Genomic DNA, 26,079 nt, shown 5'->3' on the forward strand with positions numbered 1-26,079 from the left:
GTCAGGCTCGGGTGAGTTCGAAGAGGCGGAAGCGGCGGGTGCCGGCGAGGCGCTGTTCCATGGCGTAGCCGGGCCAGAAGGTGAGGGCTCGTTGCCAGGCGCGCTCGCGGTCGATGCCGGTGAGCTGGCGGACGTTCACGGTGAAGTGCTCGTCGCCTATTTGTAGTTCGGCGGAGTCGGCGGAGGTGAGGTTGGCGGACCAGGCGGGGTGGCGCTGCTGGCCCCAGTTGGAGCCGATCAGCAGGATGGTTTTCTCGTCTTCCAGGTCGGGGACGTAGAGGAGGCTGACGGTGCGGGGGAGTCCGGTGCGGCGTCCCCGCACGGTCAACTGGAGCGCGGGGAGGCCGGCCAGGTCGAGAACTCCCTTGCGGCCCTTGGTGAGTCGGCGTGTGACTCGTTCGAGGGCGACGACGGCGGGGGCGGTGCGCATGACTATCGGGCGGCGGGCCAGGGCGCGGCCGATGGCGGGCAGGGGGTTCCAGCGGGCGTGGTCGCCGGGGCGGTTGGCACGGGGGCGGCGCTCGGACCGGCGTTTACGCAGGCGCTCGCGGAGGGGGGTTCGCTTGCGCGACAGGGGGTATTCGGGGGGCGAGAAATCGCGAGCCGGAACGTCCGGCACTTCGGCGTCCATATACGCCAGACTAGACCGGAGTCTCAGAATTCGCAGGACGAATCTCCGGTCCGGCTGGAAGTGGTTGTGGGGCTGGGGATTTCAGTCCGAGGCGGCGCTGCGGAACCAGGGGTCGTTGGTGTTGATGGCGTTGAGGAGCAGGCGGATGGCGGCGACTCGGCGTTCCTTGCCGGGGAGGTTGTCGAGGGCGCATTCCGGGTCGGCGGGCGGGCCCAGGTGGGTGCAGCCGCGCGGGCAGTCCTCGATGGCCTCGGCGAGATCGCTGAAGGCGCTGATGACATCGTCGGGGGTGATGTGGGCGAGGCCGAAGGAGCGCACACCGGGGGTGTCGATCACCCAGCCGCCGTCGGGCAGTGGCAGCGCGACCGACTGGGTGGAGGTGTGGCGGCCCTTGCCGACGCCGGAGACGACACCCACGGCCCGTTCCGCTTCCGGCACAAGACGATTCACCAGCGTGGACTTGCCGACCCCGGAGTGGCCGATGAACGCGGTGAGCTTGTCGTGCAGCTGATCGACCACCGGTTGCAGCGGATCCTCGATCCCGCCGTAGAGGATGGTGAGATCCAAATCCTCGAAGGCGGCGGCGAATTCGGATTCGGCGGCCAGATCGTGCTTGGTCAGGCACAGAATAGGTTGCAGCCCACCGACATACGCGGCCACCATGGCCCGCTCCACGAACCCGGTGCGCGGCGGCGGATCCGCCAGCGCCACCACGATGAACAACTGCTCCGCATTGGCCACCACGATCCGCTCGAACGGATCGGTGTCATCGGCGGTGCGGCGCAATACGGTTCGCCGATCGCTGACCCGCACGATGCGCGCCAGCGTGTCCGGCTTACCGGAGAGATCCCCGACCAGATCCACCTGGTCACCCACCACGATGGGGGTGCGCCCGAGCTCCCGGGCGCGCATGGCGACGATGCGGCGCTCCGGATCGTCGTCGAGCACACAACCCCAGCGCCCCCGGTCCACCGAGACGACCATGGCCGTCTCGGCGTCCAGATGCTGCGGGCGGGTCTTGGTGCGGGGACGAGTCCCCTTGCCCGGGCGGACCCGGACATCGGATTCGTCGTACTCGCGCTTCCTCAGTGTCCCGCTCCCGCCCCGCCGGAGCGTTCCACCCCGGAGTCGGCGAGCATCCCGTCCCACAGCGCGACGAAGTTCGGGAGCGTCTTGGCGGTGGTGCCGATGTCCTCGATCTCGATGCCCGGCACGGCCAGGCCGATGATGGCGCCCGCGGTGGCCATCCGATGGTCGGCGTAGGAGTGCCAGCTGCCGCCGCTGAGCGGGTTGGGCAGGATCTCGAGCCCGTCGGAGGTCTCGGTGACCTTGCCGCCGAGCCGGTTGATCTCGGTGGCCAACGCGGCCAACCGGTCGGTCTCGTGCCCGCGCAGGTGCGCGATCCCGCGCAGCCGCGACGGCGAATCCGCCAGCGCCGCAAGGGCCGCCACCGTCGGCGTCAGCTCACCCACGTCGTGCAGATCGATATCGATGCCCGCCAGCCGCTCCGGCCCGCGCACCGTCAGCAGGCCGTCGAAGATCCGCGCCTCCGCGCCCATCCGCACCAGGATCTCGCGAATCACATCCCCCGGCTGGGTGGTGAGCCGCGGCCAATGCGGAATGCTCACCTCGCCGCCGGTGACGGCCGCCGCCGCCAGGAACGGTGTGGCATTGGAGAGATCCGGCTCGATCTCCCAGTCCACCGCGCGAATCGGCCCCGGCGCCACGGTCCAGGTCTGCGCCTTGCGCGGATCCTTCGGCGCCTCCACCCGCACATCGGCCTGCCGCAGCATCTGCACGGTCATTTCGATATGCGGCATGGACGGCAGCGCCGAGCCGCTGTGATGCACGGTGACGCCCTGCTCGAACCGCGCCGCCGACAGCAGCAGCCCGGAGACGAACTGCGAGGAGGCCGACGCGTCGATGGTGACCGGCCCGCCGCGCAGCGTCCCCGTCCCGTGCACCACGAAAGGCAGTGTGTCGCCGTCGATATCGAGCCCGAGCTCCCGCAGCGCGTTCAGAATCGTGCCCAGCGGCCGCACCCGCGCCTGCTCGTCCCCGTCGAACGCCACATCACCGGTGGCGAGCGCCGCGACCGGCGGCAGGAAGCGCATGACGGTCCCGGCGAGCCCGCAATTCACCATGGCGCTGGTGAATCCGGCAGGCGGCGTGACGGTCAGCGTCTCGCCGTCCCCTTCGATGGTGGTGCCCATGGCCCGCAGCGCTTCGATCATCAGATCGGTGTCCCGGCTGCGCAGAGCGCCCGTCAGCGTGGATGGCCGATCCGCCAGTGCGGCAAGGATCAAGGCTCGATTGGTGATGGATTTGGACCCGGGCAGGGTCACGGTGGCATTGACGGGAACTCGGACATGGGGCGCGGGCCAGAAAGTCACACCCCCATCCTCCCAAATGATCCATACCTTCCGAAGGTCCACGCCCCTATCCAGCACGAAATCCGCCATTCAGCCCGCCCTGGCCATATACGTATAGAGGTACGTATACTGGTCGGATGTTCGATCCCATCAGCCTGCTCACCGGCGCGGCCCTGCTCGGCGGCGGCTGGGCGCTCGGCAAATACGGCCGCCGGTCCTCGAAGCAGGCCGCCCAGCCCGCGGCTCTCTGCGGCTGCGGCCACGACCTGGCCCTGCACGATCGCGAGTCCGGTGAATGCCACACCGAGACCATGCGCAAAACGGGCTACGGCATCAAAGAGTGGGCGCGCTGCCCCTGCCGCCGCTACACCGGCCCGACCCCCCTCGAAGAGTTCTTCGCACCGCCGCCCCTGCCGCCCAGCTGAACGCCGGACCCCCGGAAGGAACCCGTTCGGCTTTCAGGGGTTTCAGGAAAACCCCTGAAAGCTACGAGAGTTGTCTTCCCTACTTGGCGCGCCCGTGCACCAGGCCGACGACCTTGTGCAGCAGTTTCATGGTGCGGTCGGTGCGGGTGTAGGACAGCAACGCCATGCCGGGAATCGTGAAGCGCTGCACCGCGATCGAGTGTGGCCGCGAGAATTCCAGCAGACCCGGCGCACCGTGGATGCGCCCGATGCCCGAATCGCCGGTGCCGCCGAACGGCAGTCCGGAGATCGCGGCGTAGGCGAGCACCGAGTTCACCGAGGTGCAGCCGACATCCAGGCGACGGGCGATCTCGAGACCCTGCTTCTTGGAGTACACCGCGGAGCCGAGCCCGTACTTGCTCTTGTTCGCCAGCTCGACGGCCTCGTCCACGCCGCTGACCGTGCGAATGGTGACGGTCGGCCCGAAGGTCTCCTCGCACACCGCATCCGAGGACTCGTCGGCATCCACGATGATCACCGGCTCGATGTACGGACCCTTGATCGACTCCGGCCCGCCCAGTACGGCCTTGCCGCCGTTCTTGAGCGCGTCCTCGATATGCCGGCGCACGATGTCGATCTGGCTCGGCATGGTCATCGGCCCGTAGGAAGCCTTGCTGTCCGACCCCGGCTTCACGTCGCTGAGGATCCGCTTCACCTCGGCGATGAACGGCTCGGCGACCGACTTGTCGACGTACACCCGCTCCACACCCGCGCAGGTCTGGCCCGAGTTGGCGGTCGCGCCCCACGCCACGGCGTCCGCGGCGGCCTTGATATCGGCGTCGGCGGCCACGATGACCGCGTCCTTGCCGCCGCACTCCAGCAGCACCGGGGTGAGCGTCTCGGCGGCGCTGGCCATGATCTTCTTACCGGTAGCGGTGGAGCCGGTGAACGCGAGCTTGTCCACGCCCGCTTTCACCAAAGCCGCACCGGTGGCACCGAATCCGTTGACGGTGACGAAAACCCCATCGGGGAGTTCGGGATTCGCCTCCGCGAACGCCTTGGCCACGAAATTGCCGATGCCGGTGGAGAATTCGCTCGGCTTGAACACCACGGCGTTACCGGCCGCGAGCGCGTAGGCGATGGATCCGTTCGGCGTGTACACCGGGTAATTCCACGGCCCGATCACGCCGACCACGCCCAGCGGACGCTGCTCCAGATGCGCCGCGAAGTTCGCCATCAGCGCACCGGGGGAGACCTTCTTGGGCTTGAGCACCTTCTCGGCATTGGAGGCCGCCCACTTGATGTGCTCGAGCGCCAGCATCAATTCGAGGAAGGCGTCGTCGAGCGGCTTGCCGTTCTCGGCGTGGATGAGCGCGCTCAGCTCGTCGGACTTCTCGACCAGCTTGGCGCCCCAGCGCAGCAGATGCTTCTTGCGTTCGGCGTAGGTCAGCGCACCCCAGGTGGCGGCGGCGATGCGGGCCTTGGCGACGGCGGCCTGCACCGCGGCCTCGTCGTCGATCTTGTAGGTGGCGAGCGCTTCGCCGGTGGCAGGGTTGACGGAAGTCAGCGTGTCGGCCTGATCGAGCGCGGCGGCGTCGGTTGCAGTCATGATTGGCGGCAGTCCCTTGATGAGAGTGTGATGGGACGAACGTCTCACACCCGTAAAGTGATGTCAATCGCCATCAGATGCGCGCGTCACAATTCTCGCGGCCCGGGGACCGCACATTGTCGGTATCCGGTGGCAGCATGGGATTCATGTGCGGTAGGTATGCGACGACGACGAATCCCGCCAAGCTGGCCGTCGAACTCGACGCCATCGACGAGACCGACGACAAGGGATTCGACCCGAACTACAACGTGGCCCCGACCAACCGGGTGCTCACCGTGGTCGAGCGGCACGACCGCGACCATCCCGAGGACCCGGCCGCGCTGCGCATTCGCGCCATGCGCTGGGGTCTGATCCCGCCCTGGACCAAGGCCGCCGAACCCGGCATCCCGGCCAAGGGCAAACCCCTGTTCAATGCCCGCGCCGACAAGGCCGCCACCACCGCGTCCTTCCGCGACGCCGTGAAGAAACGCCGCTGCCTGGTGCCGATGGACGGCTGGTACGAGTGGATCACCGATACCGACGGCAACGGAAAGGCTTTCAAGCGGCCGTTCTTCATGTCCCGTGGCGACGGGGAGCGGCTCTACATGGCCGGGCTCTGGTCGGTCTGGCGGGACCGCGAGCTGGAAGACGCCCCGCCCATCCTGTCCTGCACCATCCTGACCACCGATGCCGTCGGCGACCTGACCAAGGTGCACGACCGCATGCCGCTGGCCATGCCGCGCTCGCACTGGGACGCCTGGCTGGACCCGGACCACCCCGCCCCGGCCGAACTACTGGAAACCCCCAGCCCGCAATCGGTTTCGGACATCGTGATCCGCGAGGTGCCGTCGCTGGTGAACAGCGTCAAGAACAACGGTCCGGACCTACTGGGCCAGGTCACCGAACAGGCCGGGCAGATCAGCTTGATCTGAGCCCGGCCCGTTCGCGGGTGCCATGCGAAAAGCGGTCAGATACTGCACTTCACGGACGGCAGCACGAAATTCAGCCCGCATTTGATGAGCCCGGCCGTCGTATCGATGGCCTTGGTGGCCACCCCGCCGCCGACCTTCTCCGCCTTCTCCGCGTTCTTGTCCTGCTTCTGTTCACCCGGGTAGTTGGATTCCGGGCCGAGCGGGTACTCCGGCGCTTTTGCCGGGATCTCGATGCCGGGAGCGGCGGTGGCGGTGGCCAGCGTCATGGGTCCGGTGCCGAGCGCCGCAATCGCAGCGCCGATAACCAAGATGGAGCGAATACGCCGTTGGAGAGACATTGCCTGATCACATCCTCGGGTCGAACGAACCTGGCTTGATCAAGTAATACACAGCTCCGGCCGCGATCCAGGGATCGCGGCCGGAGCGCTCTTGAGGAAATCAGCCTCTTCAAACCTGGCCCCCGCCGCGGACAGCGGGGGCCGGGACTTACTCGTCGTGCGAGCTAGATGGCCTCGACCGCGGCCTCGATCTCTTTCTCGGTCCGCGCCTGGATGCCGCCCGCCGTGCGCAGCGGCACTTCCTTCCAGAACAGCACCAGCAGCAGCGCGATGACCGCCACGCCGCCCGCCGCGAGGAACACGGTGTCCATGGACTCGGCGAAACCGACCTTGAACGGATGCGCCAGCGCCGGATCCAGCTGCTGGATGATCGAGCTGTCCTTGAGCACCTCACCGGCGGCGGAGGTGTCCTTCGCGGCCAGGCCCTTGGACAGCGCCGCCTCGGCCGCATTGTCCGAGTGCACGCCCTGCGCCACGGCCTGCTGGAAGGCCGGCTGCGACGCCGACGCCCGCAACTCGGTGCCGATATTCGGCCCGACCTGCGCGAACAGAATCGACAGGAAGATCGCCACACCCAGGGTGCCGCCGATCTGCCGGAAGAAGGTCGCGGCCGCGGTCGACACACCCATGTCCTTGGGCGGCAACGCGTTCTGCAACGCCAGCGTCAGCGGCTGCATCAGGTTGCCCAGCCCCAGGCCCAGGATCAGCATGAAGATCATCGCCACCCACAGGTGGGTGTCGGCGGTGACGAAGTGCAGCAGGAACAGGCCCACCACGACCAGCGTCGCGCCGATCGGCGGGAACCACTTGTAGCGCCCGGTCCGGGAGATCGTCTGACCGGAGATGATCGAGGCCACCATCATGCCGACCACCATGGGCAGCATCTGTAGGCCCGCCATGGTCGGGCTGGAGCCCTTCACCACCTGTAGGTACTGCGGGATCAGGGTGATGCCGCCGAACATGGCCGCGCCCACCACGATCGAGATGAGCACGCCGAGCGCGAAGGTGGTGTTCTTGAACATGCGCAGCGGAATCAGCGCCGCGTCACCCTGTTTCGCCTCCACGGCCACGAAGCCGATCAGGCCGAGCGCGCCGACGATGTAGCAGGTCAGCGCATTCGCGCTGGTCCAACCCCATTCGCGGCCCTGTTCGGCCACCACCAGCAGCGGCACGATGCCGACCGCCATGGTGATGACGCCGAGCCAGTCGACGGAAACCTTGGGCCGCTCCACCTTCGGCAGCCGCAGCACACGGGAGACCACGACCAGCGCGATCAGGCCCAGCGGCACGTTCACCAGGAACACCCAGCGCCAGCCGGAGATGCCCAGGATCTCGTTCTGCCCGGCCAGGATGCCGCCCAGCACGGGGCCGACGACGCTGGAGGTGCCGAACACGGCCAGGAAGTAGCCCTGGTACTTGGCGCGCTCACGCGGGCTGACCATATCGCCGAGGATGGTGAAGGCGAGGGACATCAGACCGCCCGCGCCCAAGCCCTGGAAGGCCCGGAACGCCGCGAGCTGATACATCGAACCCGCGAGGGTGCACAGCAGCGACCCGGAGACGAACAGCGTGATGGCGAGCAGATAGAACGGCTTGCGGCCGTACATGTCCGAGAGCTTGCCGTAGAGCGGAGTGGCCAGCGTGGCGGTGATCAGGTACGCCGTGGTCACCCACGCCTGCATCGAATAACCCTGGAGGTCATCGGCGATGGTGCGGATGGAGGTGGAGACGATGGTCTGGTCCAGCGCGCCCAGCAGCATGCCGAGCAGCAGGCCGGACAGCACGGCCATGATCTGTTTATGCGTGAACCCGGCCGAGGAGACCGGTTCGGTCTGAGTTGTAGTCGTCACGAATTGCTCTCTGCGGTTTCGATTTTCGGGAAGAGGGAGGCTTTGGTGGACAGCTCGGCCAGCATGGTCTGCCGCGAGATCTCGTAACCGTCCACGAAGCGGGCGAACAGCCGCGCGAAGGTCTCGAGCTCGTCCTCGGGCCAGTCGCCGAAGATCTTGCGCAGCGAATCGTTGCGCCGGGCCCGGATCTCGGTGGCGACGGTGCGCCCCATCTCGGTGATGGCCAGTACGCTCACCCGTCCGTCGCTGGGATCGGCGCGGCGCTCCAGTAGCCCCTTCTTGACCAGGGCGGCGACCTGCCGGCTGATGGTTGAGGCGTCGGAGTACAGCGCCTCGGCGAGGGCCCCCGAGCGCATCGGCCCGTGGTGGATGAGCTGGAACAGGATGGCGAACGCGGCCGGTTCGATCTCGCCCTGGGTGGCGGCGGCGATCTGCGCATTGGTGCGATCACGCAGGCGGCCGAGGCGGATCACCTGGAGGGCGACGGCATCGATGACATCGTCCGGAATGGCACATACGGGTGTCGCCGGGTCATCGGTCATGGCCGGATCACCTCCTTGCGTCTAGCAACTGCTTGCACTAATCAACTAGTTGTACCGTGCAAGTATGTGGAGATAGTTGCGCTTTGGCAAGTTCTTTCCGGAGAGGTGTCTCAGCTCACCGCGACATCGGCGGTGACCGCCCCGGTCAACGTGATCAAATCCGCCGGCGACAGCTCGATCTCCAGCCCGCGCTTACCCGCACTGCACAGCACCCGGTCCCACAGCAGAGCCGTCTCGTCGATCACCGTCGGCAACCGCTTCTTCTGCCCCAGCGGCGACACCCCGCCCAGCACGTACCCGGTCGTCCGCTCGGCCTTGGCCTTGTCCGCCATGGCCGCCTTGCCCGCGCCCAGCGCCGCGGCCGCCGCCTTGAGCGACAACTTGGTCGGCACCGGCAGCACCGCCACGGCAAGCGCCCCCGAACCCAGCTCGATCACCAGGGTCTTGAAGATCTGATCGGCCGCCACGCCCAGCTCTGCCGCCAGTGCCGAGACCGCTTCCGCCCCATAGGAATCGCTGCGTGGATCGTGCTCGTAGGCGTGCACCCGATGCTCCACCTTCGCCTGCACCAGGGTCTTGATCGCGGGGGTGGAAGCAGCAGCCATGACCTCACCTTAAGCAGCGCCCGCAAACGGTTTTCGCGCCGCCGGGAACAGGGTCCGCGTCCGGCCTGTTGCATCCGATGCGCGCAATGGTCCAGTAGATCGAAGGAGAAATCGGTGACCGCTCCGGTCCTAGATCCCCCGGCAACAACCCGGGCCTGGCTGTTCGCGCCCCCCGCCGGTTTCGAGGCGGGTTCCCCTTTCGCGGTAGATTCAATTGCTACGGCGATCGAAGGGACAAGCGTGACGAGCGACGACGACATGGTCGATCGCCTGCGCGATGACGACGCGGACGACCGCGACGACATCGACGCCGGCGGGGACTCAGCGGTCGACATTGACGAAGTGGGCGACGGCGACGAAACCGGTGCGCGCAGCACCGAGTCCACCGCCGAACTCGCGCGACGGTTCGAGCGCGACGCGCTGCCGCTGCTCGATCAGCTCTACGGCGCGGCCCTGCGGATGACCCGCAATCCGGCCGATGCCGAGGATCTGGTGCAGGAGACCTTTGCCAAGGCGTACCAGGGCTTCAAGTCCTTCCGCGAGGGCACCAACCTGCGGGCCTGGCTGTACCGCATCCTCACCAACACCTACATCAACTCGTACCGGAAGAAGCAGCGCCAGCCCGCGCAGTATCCGACCGACGAGATCACCGACTGGCAGCTGGCCGCCACCGCCGAGCACACCTCCACGGGTCTGCGCTCGGCCGAGATGGAGGCGCTGGAGGCGCTGCCGGACGACGACATCAAGCACGCCTTGCAGGAGCTGCCGGAGGAGTTCCGGATGGCGGTGTACTACGCCGACGTGGAGGGCTTCCCCTACAAGGAAATCGCCGAGATCATGGGAACTCCCATCGGTACCGTCATGTCGCGGCTGCACCGTGGCCGCAAGCAGCTCAAGGGCCTGCTCGCGGACGTGGCGCGGGAACGTGGCTTCAACCGCTCGGGTAGCGATGCGCGTCAGGAGGTAACCCAGTGAGCGACGAGATGGACCTGGACTGCTCGGCGGTGCTCGCCGATGTGTGGCTGCTCCTGGACAACGAGTGCGACGAGACCGCCAAGGCGCGGCTCAAGGAGCACATCGACCGGTGCTCGCCGTGTATCGAGGCGTACGGCCTGGAGGAGAAGCTCAAGTCGCTGCTGAACCGCAAGTGCGGCGGCGAGAAGGCACCGGAGTCGCTGCGCGCGCGCCTGACCATGGAGATCCGGACGACCTTCACCGCGGTCGAGACCCGCATCGAACCGGTCGAATAGGACACCCGTACAACAGCTGAGCGGCACCAGTTCCCGGAGGGGAAGTGGTGCCGCTCAGCAGTTTTCGAGGCTATTGCCCCAGCTCAGCTGTTCGGACGCTTGCCGTGGTTAGCGGCATTCTTCTTACGTCCACGCTTCTTACGTCCACGCTTACCCATTGATAAATCTCCCTTCGGTCCGACACATTCTTTCATGTGTGGTTGGCTGTACCGTCAGGGGCTACAGGTCACACGATGTGAGAGGTGTTCATGGCTGAGGAAGTGCGCGCCGAGATGGTATCCACCGTCTTGGAGATCCTGGTGTCCGTCGGCGACCACGTTGCCGTCGATGCGCCGGTGATCATGCTGGAGTCGATGAAGATGGAGATCCCCGTCATCGTCGAGACCGAAGGCACCGTCGCCTCCATCAATGTCAAGCCCGGTGACGTGCTCCAGCAGGGCGATCTGATCGCCGTCATCTCCTGACCGGTCACCCCGGTTCGCCACGACTTTTCCGCGCTCCCGCCGCCTCGGCCGGAGCGCGGAGCACTATGGGTAGCGCAGCGTGGGAACATACACCCGACGTGGGATCAGAGGAGCGTGGGTGAATTGTCGACACTGAGCGACCTATTGGCTGAACACACCGACCTGCCGGGTGCGGCCGTCGATCACTTGCAGCGGGTGGTGGGGGACTGGCAGCTGCTGGCGGATCTGTCCTTCGCCGACCTGACGCTCTGGGTGGGGACCGGTCCGGTGGCCGAGGGCGCGGACATCGTGTGCGTCTCGCAGTGCCGCCCGACCACCGCGCCGACCGTGCACCCCGAGGACCTGGTCAGCTCGCTGGCCAGCCGGGAGAACCACGCGCACATCTTCGAGGCGCTGCTCACCGGCGATATCGTGCGGGTGGATCTGGACTCGGAGAAGACCGCCGTCTACCACCCGCACACCGGGCACGCCATTCGCGAAGCCATTCCGGTCCGGGTCGGCGACGATGTGATCGCCATTCTGAGCCGCGACACCGACGCCCAGCGGCACAAGATGCGCTCCGGTCTGGAGATCGCGTACATGTCCTGCGCCGACGACCTGTGCCAGATGGTCGCCGACGGCACCTGGCCCGCGCTCGAGGACCGCACCGGATCGCACTCCAGCCCGCGCGCCGGCGACGGTTTCATCCGCCTCGATACCGAGGGCAGCGTCGTCTACGCCAGCCCCAACGCGCTCTCCGCCTATCACCGGATGGGTTTGCAGAACGATCTGGTCGGCCAGGATCTGGCCTTGACCACCCGGTCGTTGATCACCGACCCGTTCGACGCGCAGGAAGTGGTCGGCGATATCCAGGCCGCCCTGGCCGGAAAGGCCGGGCGCCGAATGGAAGTCGAGGCGCGCGGGGCGACGGTGCTGTTGCGCACGCTGGTGCTGCGCCCGCACGGCGAACTCAAGGGCGCGGCGGTGCTGGTGCGCGATGTGACCGAGGTGAAGCGCCGCGACCGCGCGCTGCTGTCCAAGGACGCGACCATCCGCGAGATCCACCATCGGGTGAAGAACAATCTCCAGACGGTCGCGGCTTTGTTGCGATTGCAGGCCCGCCGCACCGAGAACGAGGAGGCGCGGCTCGCGCTGACCGAGTCCGTCCGGCGCGTCACCTCGATCGCCTCCGTGCACGAAATGTTGTCCATGTCGGTTGACGAAGAGGTCGATCTGGACGAGGTGGTGGATCGCCTGCTGCCGATAATGGCCGACGTGGCGACGGTGCATACCGCGCGGATAAAGGTCCGGCGCGCCGGATCGCTCGGCGTGTTCTCGGCCGAACGCGCGACGCCGCTGGTCATGGTGCTGACCGAGCTCGTACAGAACGCGATCGAGCACGCCTTCGATTCCGGTGAAAACGGTACGGTAACAATCCGTTCCGAGCGTTCGGCCCGTTGGCTGGATGTGATCATCAGCGACGACGGCCGCGGCCTGCCGGACGGATTCAGCCTGGAAGCGTCGGACCGGCTCGGACTGCAAATTGTCCGGACTCTGGTTACCGCCGAGCTAGGCGGTTCGATCGGCCTGCACCCGGGTGCGGATGTCGGCACCGACGCCGTTTTGCGAGTTCCGCTCGGTCGCCGGTCCGCCCGTTAAGTCGCTGTCCGAAAATTCCGTTGTCAGCCCCTTTACGCACAGAAGCCCGGCACCTGTATTGGTGCCGGGCTGAATTGCGTTGCGACCGCGAGGCTGGGGTCGGTCGTAACGCCGTGTCGCCTAGGAAAAGCTAGACGACGGTGCGGGTACGGGTGCGCGCGTTGCGACGCTTCAGCGCACGACGCTCGTCTTCGCTCATACCACCCCACACGCCGGCATCCTGGCCCGACTTCAGGGCCCAGGACAGGCAATCGGCAGTGACGGGGCAGCGAGCGCAGACCAGCTTGGCATCGGCAATCTGCGCGAGCGCAGGACCACTGTTACCCACCGGGAAAAACAGTTCGGGATCCTCGTCGCGACAGATGGCCTTGTGGCGCCAGTCCATTCCTCTGCTCCTTTGCTAGGGCGCGCATGGCGCTGCCCCTCGGGTTTGTGGTCCGTTCACTTGTGCGACTCGAATGTTTCCGCACGGTTGCTTGTGAATGCTTTCACGAACACCGTAGATGTCAATAGATACCTGGTGCACCGTGGGGAAGCTCACGCTGTAAGACCCCTACATGGGGGGACTGCCGTGTCTTTTCTACTCTGTCGCGCCGGTTTTCGCAGCGCAACACCGATGTTTCTCAGGTGTGTCGGGCCTTCTAAGGCTTCGGCGCGACCACATCGAGGATATCCGGGACGGCTGTGAAATTCACCATGTTGCGCCGTCCGATGAAGTCGCCGTCGATTTGCAACCCGATCGGTTCGTCCGTCTCGATTCGCACCGAAGGCACGTCGTCATCGCGAAACAAATTGTGGCCCTTGGGGTTTGCCTCGGGTGACAGCAACTGCCGAGCGATCATCAGGGTGGGCAGGATGCCCATGGTGCGCATGGCAAACACCCCGAGACCGGATTCGAATGTGGTCCCCGGGTTGGTGATCACCGGCGTGTTGTCGAGGTAGGTCCACGGACTGGCATTGGTCACGAATGCGTAATGCACTTCCGTGACCGGTTCGTGACCCGGAATCATCAGGCGCACCTGGGGATCCCGGCGCTTGGCCCGGAAGAACTGCTTCACCGTGGTGCGCAGATAGCGCGCCGGCGTGGCGGCTTTGCCATTGGCGCGCTTGTCGTCGATGGCCTCGCAGACATCCGCGTCCAAGCCGACGCCCGCGCTGAAGCAGAACCAGCGATCCTCGGCCAGCCCCAGGCCGATGCGGCGGTCGGCATGATCGGCCAGCAAATCGATGAGCTGATTGGTGGCGGTCACCGGATCCGGTTCGATACCCAGCGAGCGCGCGAACACATTCGCCGAACCACCCGGAATGATTCCCAGCCGCGGCAGCCATTCCCGCTCCGGCTCGCCGGGTAGCGGCAGAAAGCCATTGATGGTTTCGTTCACGGTGCCGTCGCCCCCGTGCACCACGATCAGATCCATCCGGGTGTCGGCCGCCCACTTCGCCAATTCGGCGGCATGCCCGCGATGCTCGGTATGCGCGACGGTCAGCTGGGTGCGGCTCTCCAATGCGTGCGCGAGCAGGTCGCGCGTGGCGGGGGTGGTCGAAGTGGCATTGGGGTTCACGATCAGCAGCGTCCGCACTCGAAACAGGGTACTGAGGCCCGCGTCACCCCGGGCTCCCGGCATTCGGGTAACGACGCGCGGTCGTAGGCTGATGCCCGTGGCTGAGCAGAACAGTGTGGTGCCCGGGACCGTGCGCGGAGCCGGAGCGCTCGTCGCCCTGGAGGGCGCGGTCGGGCTGATCGTGGCGATCGTGCTGCTGATACGGGCGATCGGCGGGGCCGACCAGCATGTGGTGAACGGGTACGGGACCGCCGCCTACCTGGCGATTCTGGCGGGCGCGGTGCTGGCGGCCGGTATCGGGCTGCTGCGCGGGAAGCGCTGGCCGCGAGCCATCGGGGTGCTGGCGAATCTGCTGCTGGTGCCGGTGGCCTGGTACATGCTCACCTCGAGCCAGCCGCTCTTCGGCGTGCCGCTCGGGTTGGTCGCGATCGCGGCGCTGGTGCTGCTGTTCGCGCCGGCCTCCAACCGGTGGATGGCGGCGGGGTACGGCGATACCGCCGAGTAGGTCGTAAACCGGGCTGAATGCCACGCTGGGCGATTGCTGGTCGGTTGTCCAGTAACGTTTACCGGCTCCGCGCTCCGAACGCGGCAGACGCCCGATTTCGGCCTTGATCAGTCGTCGGCGTGCCCGGCCAGGCGGGTGAGGGCATTGCCGGCGAGGCGGTAGCTGAACCATTCCGCCCGGTGCTGTCCGCCCAGCGCCCGGTAGAAGTCGATGGACGGGGCGTTCCAGTCCAGCACCTCCCAGTCCAAGCGGGCATAGCCGTTGTCGACGGCCTCCCGGGCCAGCGCGGCCATCAGATCGCGGCCCAGGTGCAGGCCGCGGGCCTCCGGCTTGACGTACAGGTCCTCCAGGTAGATGCCGTGCGTGCCCTCCCAGGTGGAGAAGCTCAGGTACCAGATGGCGCAGCCGACCACGCCCTGATCGGTCTCGGCGACATGCGCGAAGACCGCGGGGGCGGGGCCGAACAGCGAGGCCTGCAATTGCTCGGCCGTGACGTGGCATTCGTCGGCGAGCTTCTCGTAATCGGCCAATCCGTGAATCAACTCGACCAGGGCCGGGACATCGGCGGGGGTGGCGCGGCGGATCATGGGACGGCTCCTTCTACTGGTCGAGCGGCGGAACGAGATTGTGCGCGAGCACCGTTCGAGCGTCGTGGTCGTGCCCCAGTAACGTAACCGCGGCGGTCAGCATGAAGAATCGCCGCCCCTCGACGACCTCGAACTCGGCCCAGCGGGCGATGAGGGCGCGGGAGAAGTGGCCGTGACCGACCAGCAGTACGTCGCGGGTCGCCAATTCCGGTGTGACGGTGGCCAATACGTGGTCGGCGCGTTTGCGGACGTGGGCCGCGGATTCGCCCTCGGGGACGGCGCCGGTCCAGATGGTCCAGCCCGGATCCATCTTGCGGATCTCGGGGGTGGTGAGGCCCTCGTACTCGCCGTAATCCCATTCGACCAGATCGTCGTCGATGATGGGGTTCGGGAAGCCCGCCAGTTCGGCGGTGCGGGTGGCGCGCTGCCGGGGGCTGCTGAGCACCAGCGGATTCCGCAGGTGCAGTCCGGCCAGCAGCTTCCCGGCCGCGCGGGCCTGGGCCTCGCCGGTCGCGGTCAGCGGAATGTCGGTGCGACCGGTGTGGCGGTGCGCCTGCGACCATTCGGTTTCGCCGTGCCGGAGCAGTACCAGCCGGAATTCGTCAGCCATGAGTTGATCATGCCGGATGGGGTCCGGAACCTCAGGAACCGGATTGGGCCGCGCCGGTGCCCAGGGCGTACAGCTTGCCGCCGCGCTGCTCGGCGATGATGGGGCCGAGGATGGCCGGCGAAATCGGTTCGCCGTGATAGTCGCTGCGCTGCACCGCGATTCGGCCGGTCTGCGCGCCGGTGACCGGATCCAGTACCGACAGGCCGTCGGCGACCGGGACGAGCAGCCTGCCCGACATCAGGGCCGGGGTGCCCAGCACGTTCGGAATGCCCCACATGGGGTCGAAGGTGGTGGCGTTCAGGGCGATCAGGCTGTTGCCGGTGAATACGAAATACGAAGTGCTGAGCCGGGAAACCATTGCCTGATCGGAGATCGGAGCCGACAGCGGATGGGTGCCGACGATATTTCCCGAGGTATCGAAGATGACGAATTCCGGTGCGTTGGAGCCGCTTCCGGGTAGATACACCGCGATCCGGCTGTCCGACACCGCCAGCACCCGAGCTCCGTCCACCCCCGCACCCGGCAGTTCGATCCGATGCGAACTGTATTCCTCCGGAACCGTCGCATCCTTGGGCGCCGGATTCAGCACGGTCAACCGATCGGTGGGCTCGTTCGGGCAGCGCTCCAGCACCGCCAGCCGGCTCGGCGCCGACCCCGCCGAAACCAGCGTGCACCCGCTCCGCGGCTGCGTATGCGGATTCACCGGCGCGTCCACGTACCCGTACTCCAGGGTTCGCACCAGATCCGACCGCCACATCTCCAGCCGATCGTCGCCCCAAGCCAGCGTGTAAGTCCCATCCACGGACAACCGGATCCGATCATCCATGAAACTGGACCGAGCCGTCAGCCGCTGCCCCGTCTCCGCGTTCAACAGCGTGGTCTCGCTACATCCCCGCCCGTCCCGGTAGGTCGCCACCACCGTCCCGAACTGCGACTCGATCCCGCACAACGGCAGATCCCGCCGATACTTCCAAACCTGCTCCCCCGAAACCGGATTCCGCCCCGTGACCGTCCCGCCATCCGCGGTCACGAACACGCCCCCCACCACGATCGCCCGCGCACTCCCCGAATCCGCCGCCGACCACAATTCGTGCACCGAATCCGGCACCCGCTCCGGCGTAGGCAATGCCGACAACGTCTGCCCCGCCGTCACCGACTCGGTCCGCCGAGCCGCGCTCTTCCACCAGACAACCCCCGCCACGACCGCCACCAAAACAGCGATCGCGACAGCAACACGAATATCGGCGCGCGTCCGCCGCTCGGGTGCGAGCACGACAGCGAGACTATCAAGACTTTCCCGAACCCCTCCCACCTCGCCGAATCCCCACCCCGCCAAGCCGCTTACCATCCCGCGACGCCCGAAGTCGCGCGGCGGCCGTCGCGGTTCCCCGGATAGCGCGCCGGCGGCCGACGTATCGATGGAGGCCGCCGAGGCGGCTCGGCGATGCCTACGACATCGGTCGTGCCGGACTTTCCCGAGACCCGCTTGCCCCTTCGGCTTCCGAATCAGTGCCGGTGGATGTTGGAACAAACAGCGGCCGTGCTTCGGGCAGGATTCCGACGGGCTACCGGACCCGGCCGGATTGGTCTGGGGTGCGGGTGCTTTCGCGCTCGTGCCGTAAGCCCATGGCGGTAACTGCGGGTTCGGTGACTGCGACGCCGGCGCCGGACTTCTGCGGCGCGCCTTCGCCGTTCGGCTTACCGATCGGTGTCGGCGGATGCCGGACACGAAAGCGCCCGCACCCTTGGGAGGTTCCGGCGGTCTCGGGGACCGGGCGGGATTCCTCGGGGTGCGGGCGCTTTGCCGTTGGTGCCGTCAGGCCATTGCGGCTACTGCGGTTTCGGCGATGACCACCACGTCGGTGGGGTCGGCCTTCTTGCGACGCGCCTTGGCGGGCTTGGCTTCCGCGTCGGCCTCGGCGGCTGCGGGCTCCGCTGCCTTGGTGGCCTTCTTGGCCGCGCGCTTGCGGACCGGCTTTTCGGCCGATTCCTCCGCCGGTGCCGCGGTGGCCGCCGCGGCCTTCTTGGTGGCGCGCTTGCGGGCCGGCTTCTCGACCGGGGCGTCCGCCGCTTCCGCGGTTACCTCGGCCTTGGCCTTGGTGGTGCGCTTGCGGGCGGGCGCTTTCGCGGGTTCGGCGGCCATGGCGGCGTCCGCGGGTGCCTCGGCGGTCTTGGCCGACTTCCGGGGCTTGCGGGCCGGGGCTTCCGCTGCTGCTTCGGCCGGGGCGGTCGCATCGGCGTCGGCCTCGGCGGTCGCCTTGGTGGCCTTGCGGGTCCGCTTCGCGGGGGCGGATGCCTCGGCGGCATCGCCGCCGGTCGTGGTCTCCTCGATCGCCTTGGCTGCCTTGGTGGTCCGCTTGCGGGCCGGAGCCTTGGCGGGGGCGTCCGCCGCTTCCGTGTTCACGTCCGCCGTGGTCGATTCCTGCTCGGCCGTGCCATTGGTGGCAGCGGCGGCCTTCGTCGCCTTGGTGGTCCGCTTGCGCGCCGGGGCCTTGGCGGGCTCCGCCGCGGCTACCGGGCTTTCGGTGGCGGCGGCGGCCGCCACGGTGGGCTCGGCCGCTTTGCGGGTTCGCTTGCGGGCGGGCGCCTTTGCGGGCTCGGCTGCGGCCGGGGTGTTGGCCGATTCCGTGGTGGAAGCGGCCGGGGCCGAAGATTCCGCGGCGGTGGTGCCCGTCGCGACGGCGGCGTCCGCCACTGCCGAGGCGGCGTCACCGGCGGCGCGAGTGGCCTTGCGAGACGTGCGGCGGGCCGGAGCGGCGGGCGCTTCGGCTACCGGAGTCGGCTCCGCCGGGGCTTCGGTCACCGGGGCGACCGCTGCCGGGTCACCGGCCGCGCGGGTGGCGCGACGCGGCTGCCGGCGGGCCGGAATCGTTGCCGCGGTGGCCTCGGCGGGCTGCTCGCCCACGGTGGTCGCCGCCGCCGAAGTCGTGCCCGCGGTGCCGTTGGCAGACGTGGTCACGGCGACCTCGCTCACCGCGGGGGTAACCGTCGCGGCCTTGGACGACGCTTGGGTCGCAGCGGCTGCCACCGGTGTGGAGGTTGCCTGAGCCGTGACGGCCGTGGCCGGCGCGGAGTCGGCCTGGGTGGCCGATCCGGCGGTGGCGTCGGCCGCGGCGGTGGACTCGTTCCGGTCGGCGGTGCGACGGGTTCGCTTGCGGGCCGTGGCCTTTGCCGGTTCCGGGGCGGTTCCGGTGCTGAGCGCCGAGTCGGCCGCCTCGGACGAAGTGCTTGCGGTCGCGGTGCTTTCGGACTCCGCGCCGTGCTCGGCGGTTTCCGAACGGGTGTTGCGGCGGGTCCGCTTGCGGCCGTTGGTCTTTGCGGCATCCGACGGTTCGTCGGCGGGCTCGGGCGCGGGGCCTGCTGCCGGGGCGGTTGCCTCCGGGGTGGCGGCCGCAGCCGTGTCGCTGAAGAGGGCAGGGGTGGTTGCCGCGCCGGCGATTTCGGTTTCCCGGGGGGACTCGCTGGCGGTCTCCGAACCGTTGGTGGTGGTTTCGGGGTGGTCGCCGCTCGAGCCCTTGCCGCGGCGATTGCGGCGACGGCGACGGGAGCGGGATTCGGAATCTGTTGCGGTGTCGGCGATTTCGGTGGTCTCGGCGGCCGGCTCGGAGGCGGCGGGCGCTTCCGTGGCGGCGGTGGCTTCGACCGCGTTGTTCACGCCTTCGGCTCCGCCCTTGCCGCGGCGGCGGCGACGGCGACGACCGGACTTCTCGCCGTCTCCTTCGATCCCCGCGTCATCGGCGCGGGTGCCGGTGGCAACACCTTCCGAGCGCGAATTCGATTCGGTGGTAAGCGATTCGGTGGTTTCCACGCCGTCGGGACGGCCACCGCGGGTGCGACGGCGGTTGCGGTTGCGCGGGGCGCGGGATTCGCGCTCCACCACTACGGCGTCCTCGTCGCGGGCGGCGGGGCGCTTGCGCACGATGCCGGTGATGCCCTGCGGGATGCCGAGTTCCTCGTAGAGGTGGGGGGAGCGGGAGTAGGTTTCGGCCGGTTCCGGCATGCCGAGGTCGAGGGCCGAGTTGATGCTGGCCCAGCGGGTGAGCTCGTCCCAGTCGACCAGGGTCACCGCGACGCCGGTGCGGCCCGCGCGACCGGTGCGGCCGATGCGGTGGACGTAGGTCTTCTCGTCCTCGGGGCACTGGTAGTTGACGACGTGGGTGACATCGTCGATATCGATGCCGCGGGCGGCCACATCGGTGGCGACCAGAACGTCGATCTTGCCCTCGCGGAACTTCTTCAGCGCCTTCTCGCGGGCGATCTGCCCGAGGTCACCGTGCACCGCGCCGACGGCGAACCCGCGCTCGGCGAGATCGTCGGCGACCTTCTGCGCGGTCCGCTTGGTGCGCGCGAAGATCATGGTGGCGCCGCGGGTCTCGGCTTGCAGGATGCGGGCGACGAGTTCGCTCTTGTCCAAAGCGTGCGCGCGATAGACGAATTGGGCGATCCGGTCGGTCACCGCGGAGTCGTGCGGCTCCTCGGCCCGGATGTGGGTGGGCCGGTTCAGGAAGGTGCGCGCCAGGGTGATGATCGGCCCGGGCATGGTGGCCGAGAACAGCATGGTCTGCCGCGCCTCGGGCACCATCGTCAGAATGCGCTCGATATCGGGCAGGAAGCCCAGGTCCAGCATTTCGTCGGCCTCGTCGAGCACCAGCACCTGCACCTTGCCCAGGATCAGATGCCCCTGGTTGGCCAGGTCCAGTAGTCGCCCCGGGGTCCCGACCACGACGTCGACGCCGCGGCGCAGCGCCTCGATCTGCGAGTCGTAGGGCCGGCCGCCGTAGATGGCGGTGACATTGAGCGGCTTGCCGGAGACGGTGTTCAGGTATTTGGCGGCGGTCTCCAGATCCTCGGTGACCTGCACGCAGAGTTCGCGGGTCGGCACGATGATCAGCGCGCGCGGGGTGCCGTCCAGCGGCATGGTGCCGGAGGCGGCGGTGGCGACGCGGTGCAGCAGCGGCACGCCGAAGCCGAAGGTCTTGCCCATGCCCGTGCGGGCCTGCCCGATCAGGTCTTCGCCGGCCAGCGCGAGCGGCAGCGTGAGTTCCTGGATGGCGAAGGTGCGTTCGATGCCCTTCTCGCCGAGCGCGCGCACGATTTCGGGGCGCACGCCGAGTTCGGCGAAGGTGGGGGCGAGGTGGGTTTCGTCGAGCTCGGCGGTCAACAGCGTGTCGGCCACGCCGGGTTCCTGCTCTACGGTGATCTTGCTCAGGTTCTTGCCTTTCCTCGTTATCGCGTCTCGCGCGCACGAGGTGTGGGGCGGACCGGCCGGCCCGCGACGAACCACTGATCCGTTTCTCATTCGCCGCTGCGGGATGCCGTATCCGGTCTCTGACCGGTAGCGTCTACCTGGCGCGGCGCAGCTATTCCGGATCGGAGTGCGCGCACATTTTCCGTGGACTACGAGCGCTGCGGCCCTGGTTCGCGGGTAACCGGCAAACTCGATCGGGCGCAAATTTTCGCTGTCCGCAGAGATTGTAGCGTGATACGGTCTTCGCCCGGTTTTCCGCCACCGCAATTGCCCGTCGCTATTGCGCTGGTGAGCGCCTTCGCGTCGATCTTCAGCTACCCGCAGGAAGATCTTCGCACGGTCGTTAAGTATTGTGCCGCAGCATAATTCGATCCCGCCGTGCGGTCTGTTTCCGGCCTCCGCAGTTGAGTTGCTCACATACGTGTTACACGTTGTAGCTCATATGTGGGATGTTGTGCGCGTGAGCTTGGCAGAATCCGTGACGACCGCAGCCCGTAACGCGTGGGCACTGACTTTCGGCGATGGCATCGAAGCCCCCGAACCCACCCCCTCGACGGTGCTGTCCGACGCCCCGCACCGCGAACTGCGCCGCTACGACGGAGCCGATCCCGACGCCCCCGCCGTACTGCTGGTGCCGCCGCTGGCCGCCCCCGCCTTCTGCTTCGACCTGCGCCCGGATCAGAGCATGGCGCGCTTCCTGCTCGAATCCGGTCGCGCCCCCTACCTGGTCGACTACGGCGACATCACGTTCGACGATCGCCGCATGGGCTTCGAGGACTGGATCGACGACCTCCTGCCCGAGGCGATCCGCCAGGTCTCCGCCGATCGCGGTGGCGCGCCGGTCGATCTGGTCGGCTGGTCCATCGGCGGCGTGCTGGCCCTGCTGACCGCCGCGGCCGATCCGACCCTGCCGATCCGCTCGGTCACCGCCGTCGGCGCGCCGCTGAGCTACAACCACATGGTGGGCGTGCGTGAGCTGCGCGCGCTGGCCCGGGTGGACGGCGGCCGCACCGCGACCGCCGCCATTCGCGCGGTGGGCGGGGTCTCCGCGCGCCTGACCCGGGTCGCCTACCGGGCGACGGCGTGGGATCGAGAACTCAAGCGCCCCTTCTTCATTGCGAGCAATCTCGCCGACACCGCGACGCTGGCCCGGATGGAGACCATCGATCGATTCCAGAATTCGCTGCCCGGTTATCCGGGGCGTTTCTACAACCAGTTGTGGGGCCGGTTCATGCTCAACAACGACATCGGCAACGGCGTAGTGCATTTCGGCGCGCGCACCGTGGAACTGGCCGCGGTGAACGTGCCGGTGCTGCTGGTCGGCGGACCCTCCGATGTCATCACCCCCGCCGCCGCCGTCGAACACGGGCTGCGAACGCTGACCGGTTCGCCGGACCTGCGATACGAGACCGCCCCGGGTTCCCACCTCGGCATTCTCATCGCCCGGGACAGCACCTGGACGTATCTGGACAAGTTCCTGCGCGACCTGCGCTAGCCCCCGCCGATGGCCGAATGTCGTTCACCCGCACGGGCTAGGGTGGGCGTATGGGAGCAAACTCGTCTACCGCGCTGGGCGCGGCGTCGGAATCTGCCGACAGCCGCCTCGCGGCCGCACACCCCGGAGTCACCGACCTCTTCGCGGTCCTCGCCTACGGCGAGATCTCGGCCTTCTACCGGCTGACCGAAGAGGCGAAACTCTCGCCGAGCCTGCGCGGCCAGGTGGCCGTCGCCAAGATGGCGGCCAATGAGATGGGCCATTTCGAGACCTTGGAAAGCGCCCTGGACGAGCGCGGCGTGGACGTCTTCGACGCCATGGCCCCCTTCGTGCGCGCCCTGGACGCCTACCACGCCTCCACCGACCCCTCCACCTGGCTGGAGTCGATGGTCAAGTTCTATGTCGGCGACGGCATCGCCGCCGACTTCTACACCGAGATCGCCGGCGCCCTCGCTCCCGAGGTCGCCGACGTGGTGCGCGATGTGCTGGCCGAGACCAGCCACTCCGAGTTCGTGATCGAGGAGGTGCGAGGCGCGGTCGAGGCCAATCGCTCCGAGCGCGACCGCCTCACCCTGTGGGGGCGCCGCCTGCTCGGCGAGGCCATCACCCAGGCGCAGTACGTGATGGCGCAGCGCGACGAGCTGACCGAACTGGTGCTCTTCGCCACCGGCGACCTGAACGGCATCGCCACCCTCTTCGAGCGCATGCAGGACTCCCACGCCGAACGCATGCGCGTGCTGGGCCTCGGATAGGTACCAGCGGGACTACTGATCTCGTGAGTCGAGGGTAACTCGCCGGGTGCGTCCAGAATCGGGTTGCTCCCGATCCGCCGGTCCGCATGCTTACAGCGAACGGCTCTCTGTCCGGCGTTGAAGACCCGGGGAGGCGGTATAGCCTGATTCGAGACAGCACAGGACTCTAGGTTCGGAGGTTGGCCGTGGAGGTCAAGATCGGTATTTCGGATAGCCCGCGTGAGCTGGTCATCAACAGCTCGCAGACCCCGGCCGAGGTCGAGGCGCTGGTTACCGGTGCGCTGGCGGGCGATACCGGCGTGGTCGCACTGACCGACGAGAAGGGCCGCAAGTACCTGATCCAGGCCGCCAAGGTGGCCTACGTCGAGATCGGCACCCCGACCTCGGGCCGCGTCGGTTTCGCCGCCGTCTGATCGACGAACCAAAAGCAATGCCCCGCCGAGCAATTCGGCGGGGCATTGCTTTTCGATCGGGGCGAATTCAGTCGATGGGGTGCAGCGGCACGTGCGACAGTCCACCCCAGCAGAGCATGACGGTGGTGTCGACCGCGTCTTCCTTGGTGATCGGGCGATCGGCCTCGAGCCAGTAGCGGGCGCTGAGCTGGCTCGCGCCGACCAGGCCGACGGCGAGTACGCGCGCCCGGTAGGGGTCGAAACCGGAGTCGTGCGAGACCAGGTCGAAGACGGCGTCCACACAGGCTTCGGTGGCCTGCTCGACGCGGCGCTGCACCTGCGGCTCATTGGTGAGGTCGGATTCGAAAACCAGTCGGAATCCCTGGGTTTCGTGATCGACGAAGTCGAAATACGCCTGTACGGCGGCGCGTACGCGCTGTTTGTTGTCGGTGGTGGAGCGCAGCGCCTGGCGCACGCTCGACACCAGGGCGTCGACGTAGTTCTGGAGGACGGCCAGATACAGCTCGAGCTTGCTCGTGAAGTGCTGGTACAGCACGGGTTTGCTCACGCCGGCGCACTGTGAGATCTCATCCATGCCGGAGGCGTGGTAGCCGCGTAGCACGAAAACCTCACCTGCCGCTGCGAGTAGCTGAGCGCGGCGCGCCTCGCGGGGCATACGGGTGCCGCGCTTGCTCGGCGCCATGGCCTCGGATGACGTGCGGTGTGCTGTCATCCGGTCCACGAGGTCAGTCATTTTCCGAATCTCCCAGTCGATCAGTTCGGCGACGCAGCCCGGTCGGAGGATGTCACCGGGGGTATCCCCCGAACGATACTCGCTCGATGGGCCGATGCCGATCCAGGTTCCGAATATTTGATGTGTGTATTCGGCGTACCCGAGGTGGAAGTTTCGAGCGAGATCGCCGAGTCGATTATGCGAGGCCGGTCACAGAAGTGGAAGTGCTGTCCCGGTATGTGAGTTACATCCCGATTGCGTGAGATATCTCGCAGCAATAGGGGGTCCGACCCCGCCCCCGAGTGCCGACGGGCGCTCTGTGAGAACCTGGTGGGCGTGACCGACGATGGGGGCAGTAACTCCGGCGGGCGCGACGCACGCCGCCCGGTGGGGGCGGTCGCGCCCCGGGGAGCCGGCTCGAAGCGACGGGGAAGACCCAGCGGGCCGATCTACGACCCGCTCGGTCTCTACACCGAGAACGCACCGTCGCAGACCGGCCCCGCGGGCTTGCCCGTCACCTCCGGCGACCGCTTGCCGGCGCCCTATGAACCACTGCGGGCGCGCTGGGACCCGACCGCACCCCCCGAGGACGCCCGGTCCCGGCAGCGGCCGGAGCGCGAGACCAAGAAGCAGAGCGCGCTGGGGCGGTTCGTCTCGACCTACGGCTGGCGGGCTTACGCGCTGCCGGTGCTGCTGGTGGTGACCGTGCTGGTGGCGGTGGACGCGCTGCGCGGCGGGGCCGACAGTGTCGCGGGGGTACCGGGTTTCGGCGTCCTGAGTCAGCACACCGACAAGACGGGCATCTACGGCGCACCGCCCAAGGGGGACGGTAAGTTCGCGGCCGATCTGCCGACCGGCACGGTGCCCGGCGGGGGTCCGTTCACCGAGGCCGGCGCGGGGACATGGCATGTGGTGCGGGGGAGTTCGGCACAGGCCGGGACCGGTTCGGATCATGTCTTCCGCTACACCGTCGAGATCGAGGACGGGGTCGATACGGCGGGCATCGGCGGGGACGACGCGGTGGCCAAGATGATCGACGCGACGCTGTCGAATCCCAAGAGCTGGACCCATGATTCGCGCTTCGCCTTCCAGCGCATCGATGCCGGCGACCCGGATTTCCGGATCTCGCTGACCTCGCGCCAGACCACCCGCACGGCATGCGGTTTCGAAATCCCCATCGACTCTTCGTGTTACAACGCGGACCTGGGTCGCGTGGTGGTCTCCGAGGCGCGCTGGGTGCGCGGCGCGCTGGCCTACGAGGGCGATATCGGGTCGTATCGGCAGTACCAGATCAATCACGAGGTCGGGCATGCCATCGGCTACCACGAGCATCAGCCGTGCGATACCGACGGCGGGCTGGCGCCGATCATGATGCAGCAGACCTTCGGGACCAGGAACGACGACATCGCGAAGCTGGATCCGAGCGGCGTGGTGCCGATGGACGGCAAGAAGTGCCGCTTCAACCCCTGGCCGTATCCGCGCGGTTAGCACGACCTACGCTTTGGGGAAGAACGCTCCGAGTCGCGGTGTTGCACCTTTGGCCGCGAGTTATCGGCGAATTCGATTGAGGAGTCCCCAGAC

General features: G+C 67.7%; 26 protein-coding genes and 1 pseudogene. 11 read left to right on the forward strand and 16 right to left on the reverse strand.

What is annotated here, in order from left to right:
* Position 1: 1 nt before the first annotated feature.
* From NI1_RS10710 to aroA, 3 genes are all read right to left on the reverse strand, one after another.
* A complete protein-coding gene (locus NI1_RS10710; RefSeq protein ID WP_245663155.1) occupies positions 2-631 on the reverse strand; it encodes a nitroreductase family deazaflavin-dependent oxidoreductase in 630 nt (209 codons plus the stop codon).
* An 81-nt stretch (positions 632-712) separates the two neighbouring features.
* Entirely contained in the window at positions 713-1,780 is a 1,068-nt protein-coding gene (rsgA, locus tag NI1_RS10715) for a ribosome small subunit-dependent GTPase A (RefSeq protein WP_084522896.1), read from the reverse strand.
* Entirely contained in the window at positions 1,717-3,024 is a 1,308-nt protein-coding gene (aroA, locus tag NI1_RS10720; RefSeq protein ID WP_067818202.1) for a 3-phosphoshikimate 1-carboxyvinyltransferase, read from the reverse strand. Before aroA ends, rsgA begins: the two co-directional genes overlap by 64 nt.
* A gap of 116 nt (positions 3,025-3,140) precedes the next feature.
* Here aroA and NI1_RS10725 point away from each other — a divergent pair, with 116 nt between their 5' ends.
* Positions 3,141-3,428 (forward strand): hypothetical protein, encoded by a 288-nt coding sequence (locus tag NI1_RS10725; protein ID WP_067817503.1) that lies wholly within the window; start codon positions 3,141-3,143, stop codon positions 3,426-3,428.
* A gap of 79 nt (positions 3,429-3,507) precedes the next feature.
* On the opposite strand, the gene NI1_RS10730 is transcribed toward NI1_RS10725, so the two are convergent.
* Positions 3,508-5,016 carry an aldehyde dehydrogenase family protein gene (locus tag NI1_RS10730; protein WP_067817505.1) on the reverse strand — a complete coding sequence of 503 codons (1,509 nt, stop codon included), beginning with the start codon at positions 5,014-5,016 and terminating at the stop codon, positions 3,508-3,510.
* A 146-nt stretch (positions 5,017-5,162) separates the two neighbouring features.
* Here NI1_RS10730 and NI1_RS10735 point away from each other — a divergent pair, with 146 nt between their 5' ends.
* Complete coding sequence (locus tag NI1_RS10735) at positions 5,163-5,927, forward strand: SOS response-associated peptidase (RefSeq protein WP_067818205.1); 765 nt, start codon at positions 5,163-5,165, stop codon at positions 5,925-5,927.
* 35 nt (positions 5,928-5,962) lie between these two features.
* On the opposite strand, the gene NI1_RS10740 is transcribed toward NI1_RS10735, so the two are convergent.
* From NI1_RS10740 to ybaK, 4 genes are all read right to left on the reverse strand, one after another.
* Positions 5,963-6,265, reverse strand: coding sequence for a hypothetical protein (locus NI1_RS10740; protein WP_157535039.1), 303 nt, complete (start codon positions 6,263-6,265; stop codon positions 5,963-5,965).
* Between the two features lie 164 nt (positions 6,266-6,429).
* Complete coding sequence (locus NI1_RS10745; protein WP_067817514.1) at positions 6,430-8,115, reverse strand: MDR family MFS transporter; 1,686 nt, start codon at positions 8,113-8,115, stop codon at positions 6,430-6,432.
* Positions 8,112-8,657 carry a MarR family winged helix-turn-helix transcriptional regulator gene (locus NI1_RS10750; protein ID WP_067817517.1) on the reverse strand — a complete coding sequence of 182 codons (546 nt, stop codon included), beginning with the start codon at positions 8,655-8,657 and terminating at the stop codon, positions 8,112-8,114. Before NI1_RS10750 ends, NI1_RS10745 begins: the two co-directional genes overlap by 4 nt.
* A 110-nt stretch (positions 8,658-8,767) precedes the next feature.
* Entirely contained in the window at positions 8,768-9,262 is a 495-nt protein-coding gene (ybaK, locus tag NI1_RS10755) for a Cys-tRNA(Pro) deacylase (RefSeq protein WP_067817520.1), read from the reverse strand.
* Positions 9,263-9,421: 159 nt separating this feature from the next.
* Here ybaK and NI1_RS10760 point away from each other — a divergent pair, with 159 nt between their 5' ends.
* Both NI1_RS10760 and rsrA read left to right on the forward strand, forming a co-directional pair.
* A complete protein-coding gene (locus NI1_RS10760; RefSeq protein WP_169815567.1) occupies positions 9,422-10,237 on the forward strand; it encodes a sigma-70 family RNA polymerase sigma factor in 816 nt (271 codons plus the stop codon).
* Positions 10,238-10,245: 8 nt separating this feature from the next.
* Entirely contained in the window at positions 10,246-10,512 is a 267-nt protein-coding gene (gene rsrA / locus NI1_RS10765) for a mycothiol system anti-sigma-R factor (RefSeq protein WP_067720421.1), read from the forward strand.
* A gap of 83 nt (positions 10,513-10,595) precedes the next feature.
* Here rsrA and NI1_RS40235 read toward each other — a convergent pair whose 3' ends face one another.
* Positions 10,596-10,670, reverse strand: a complete 75-nt coding sequence (locus NI1_RS40235; RefSeq protein WP_371820987.1) for a 50S ribosomal protein bL37 — start codon at positions 10,668-10,670, stop codon at positions 10,596-10,598.
* Between the two features lie 90 nt (positions 10,671-10,760).
* On the opposite strand from NI1_RS40235, the gene NI1_RS10770 reads away from it, so the two are divergent.
* Both NI1_RS10770 and NI1_RS10775 read left to right on the forward strand, forming a co-directional pair.
* Positions 10,761-10,976, forward strand: coding sequence for a biotin/lipoyl-binding carrier protein (locus NI1_RS10770; RefSeq protein ID WP_067720423.1), 216 nt, complete (start codon positions 10,761-10,763; stop codon positions 10,974-10,976).
* Between the two features lie 123 nt (positions 10,977-11,099).
* Entirely contained in the window at positions 11,100-12,614 is a 1,515-nt protein-coding gene (locus NI1_RS10775; protein WP_067818211.1) for a sensor histidine kinase, read from the forward strand.
* A 130-nt stretch (positions 12,615-12,744) separates the two neighbouring features.
* On the opposite strand, the gene NI1_RS10780 is transcribed toward NI1_RS10775, so the two are convergent.
* Positions 12,745-12,999, reverse strand: a complete 255-nt coding sequence (locus tag NI1_RS10780; protein ID WP_011211115.1) for a WhiB family transcriptional regulator — start codon at positions 12,997-12,999, stop codon at positions 12,745-12,747.
* Positions 13,000-13,255: 256 nt separating this feature from the next.
* Positions 13,256-14,194: a diacylglycerol/lipid kinase family protein gene (locus NI1_RS10785; RefSeq protein WP_067817523.1), complete on the reverse strand. Its 939-nt coding sequence runs from the start codon at positions 14,192-14,194 to the stop codon at positions 13,256-13,258.
* A gap of 73 nt (positions 14,195-14,267) precedes the next feature.
* Here NI1_RS10785 and NI1_RS10790 point away from each other — a divergent pair, with 73 nt between their 5' ends.
* Positions 14,268-14,681, forward strand: a complete 414-nt coding sequence (locus NI1_RS10790) for a hypothetical protein (RefSeq protein WP_067817527.1) — start codon at positions 14,268-14,270, stop codon at positions 14,679-14,681.
* A gap of 107 nt (positions 14,682-14,788) precedes the next feature.
* Here NI1_RS10790 and NI1_RS10795 read toward each other — a convergent pair whose 3' ends face one another.
* The 4 genes and pseudogenes from NI1_RS10795 to NI1_RS38790 all read right to left on the reverse strand — a co-directional run.
* Entirely contained in the window at positions 14,789-15,268 is a 480-nt protein-coding gene (locus tag NI1_RS10795; protein WP_067817530.1) for a GNAT family N-acetyltransferase, read from the reverse strand.
* 13 nt (positions 15,269-15,281) lie between these two features.
* Positions 15,282-15,878 (reverse strand): acid phosphatase, encoded by a 597-nt coding sequence (locus NI1_RS10800; RefSeq protein WP_067817533.1) that lies wholly within the window; start codon positions 15,876-15,878, stop codon positions 15,282-15,284.
* A gap of 31 nt (positions 15,879-15,909) precedes the next feature.
* The gene (locus NI1_RS10805) at positions 15,910-17,151 is read right to left on the reverse strand and encodes an Rv3212 family protein (RefSeq protein WP_067817536.1); all 1,242 of its coding nucleotides are present in this window, start codon (positions 17,149-17,151) and stop codon (positions 15,910-15,912) included.
* 2,538 nt (positions 17,152-19,689) lie between these two features.
* Positions 19,690-21,054, reverse strand: a pseudogene (locus tag NI1_RS38790) (DEAD/DEAH box helicase); the annotation flags it as partial.
* Positions 21,055-21,568: 514 nt separating this feature from the next.
* Here NI1_RS38790 and NI1_RS10815 point away from each other — a divergent pair.
* The 3 genes from NI1_RS10815 to NI1_RS10825 all read left to right on the forward strand — a co-directional run bounded on the left by NI1_RS10815 (position 21,569) and on the right by NI1_RS10825 (position 23,786).
* Positions 21,569-22,621 carry a PHA/PHB synthase family protein gene (locus NI1_RS10815; RefSeq protein ID WP_067817538.1) on the forward strand — a complete coding sequence of 351 codons (1,053 nt, stop codon included), beginning with the start codon at positions 21,569-21,571 and terminating at the stop codon, positions 22,619-22,621.
* A gap of 50 nt (positions 22,622-22,671) precedes the next feature.
* Complete coding sequence (locus NI1_RS10820) at positions 22,672-23,373, forward strand: ferritin-like fold-containing protein (RefSeq protein ID WP_067817539.1); 702 nt, start codon at positions 22,672-22,674, stop codon at positions 23,371-23,373.
* Between the two features lie 185 nt (positions 23,374-23,558).
* The gene (locus tag NI1_RS10825; protein ID WP_067817541.1) at positions 23,559-23,786 is read left to right on the forward strand and encodes a DUF3107 domain-containing protein; all 228 of its coding nucleotides are present in this window, start codon (positions 23,559-23,561) and stop codon (positions 23,784-23,786) included.
* A 67-nt stretch (positions 23,787-23,853) separates the two neighbouring features.
* Here the strand turns inward: NI1_RS10825 and fasR are convergent, their stop codons facing one another.
* The gene (gene fasR / locus NI1_RS10830) at positions 23,854-24,519 is read right to left on the reverse strand and encodes an HTH-type transcriptional activator FasR (RefSeq protein WP_067817545.1); all 666 of its coding nucleotides are present in this window, start codon (positions 24,517-24,519) and stop codon (positions 23,854-23,856) included.
* A 315-nt stretch (positions 24,520-24,834) separates the two neighbouring features.
* On the opposite strand from fasR, the gene NI1_RS10835 reads away from it, so the two are divergent.
* Positions 24,835-25,986, forward strand: a complete 1,152-nt coding sequence (locus NI1_RS10835; protein ID WP_439957239.1) for a DUF3152 domain-containing protein — start codon at positions 24,835-24,837, stop codon at positions 25,984-25,986.
* The last annotated feature ends 93 nt before the right edge of the window (positions 25,987-26,079 follow it).

It is taken from the genome of Nocardia inohanensis NBRC 100128, assembly GCF_001612945.1.
GTDB lineage: Bacteria > Actinomycetota > Actinomycetes > Mycobacteriales > Mycobacteriaceae > Nocardia > Nocardia inohanensis.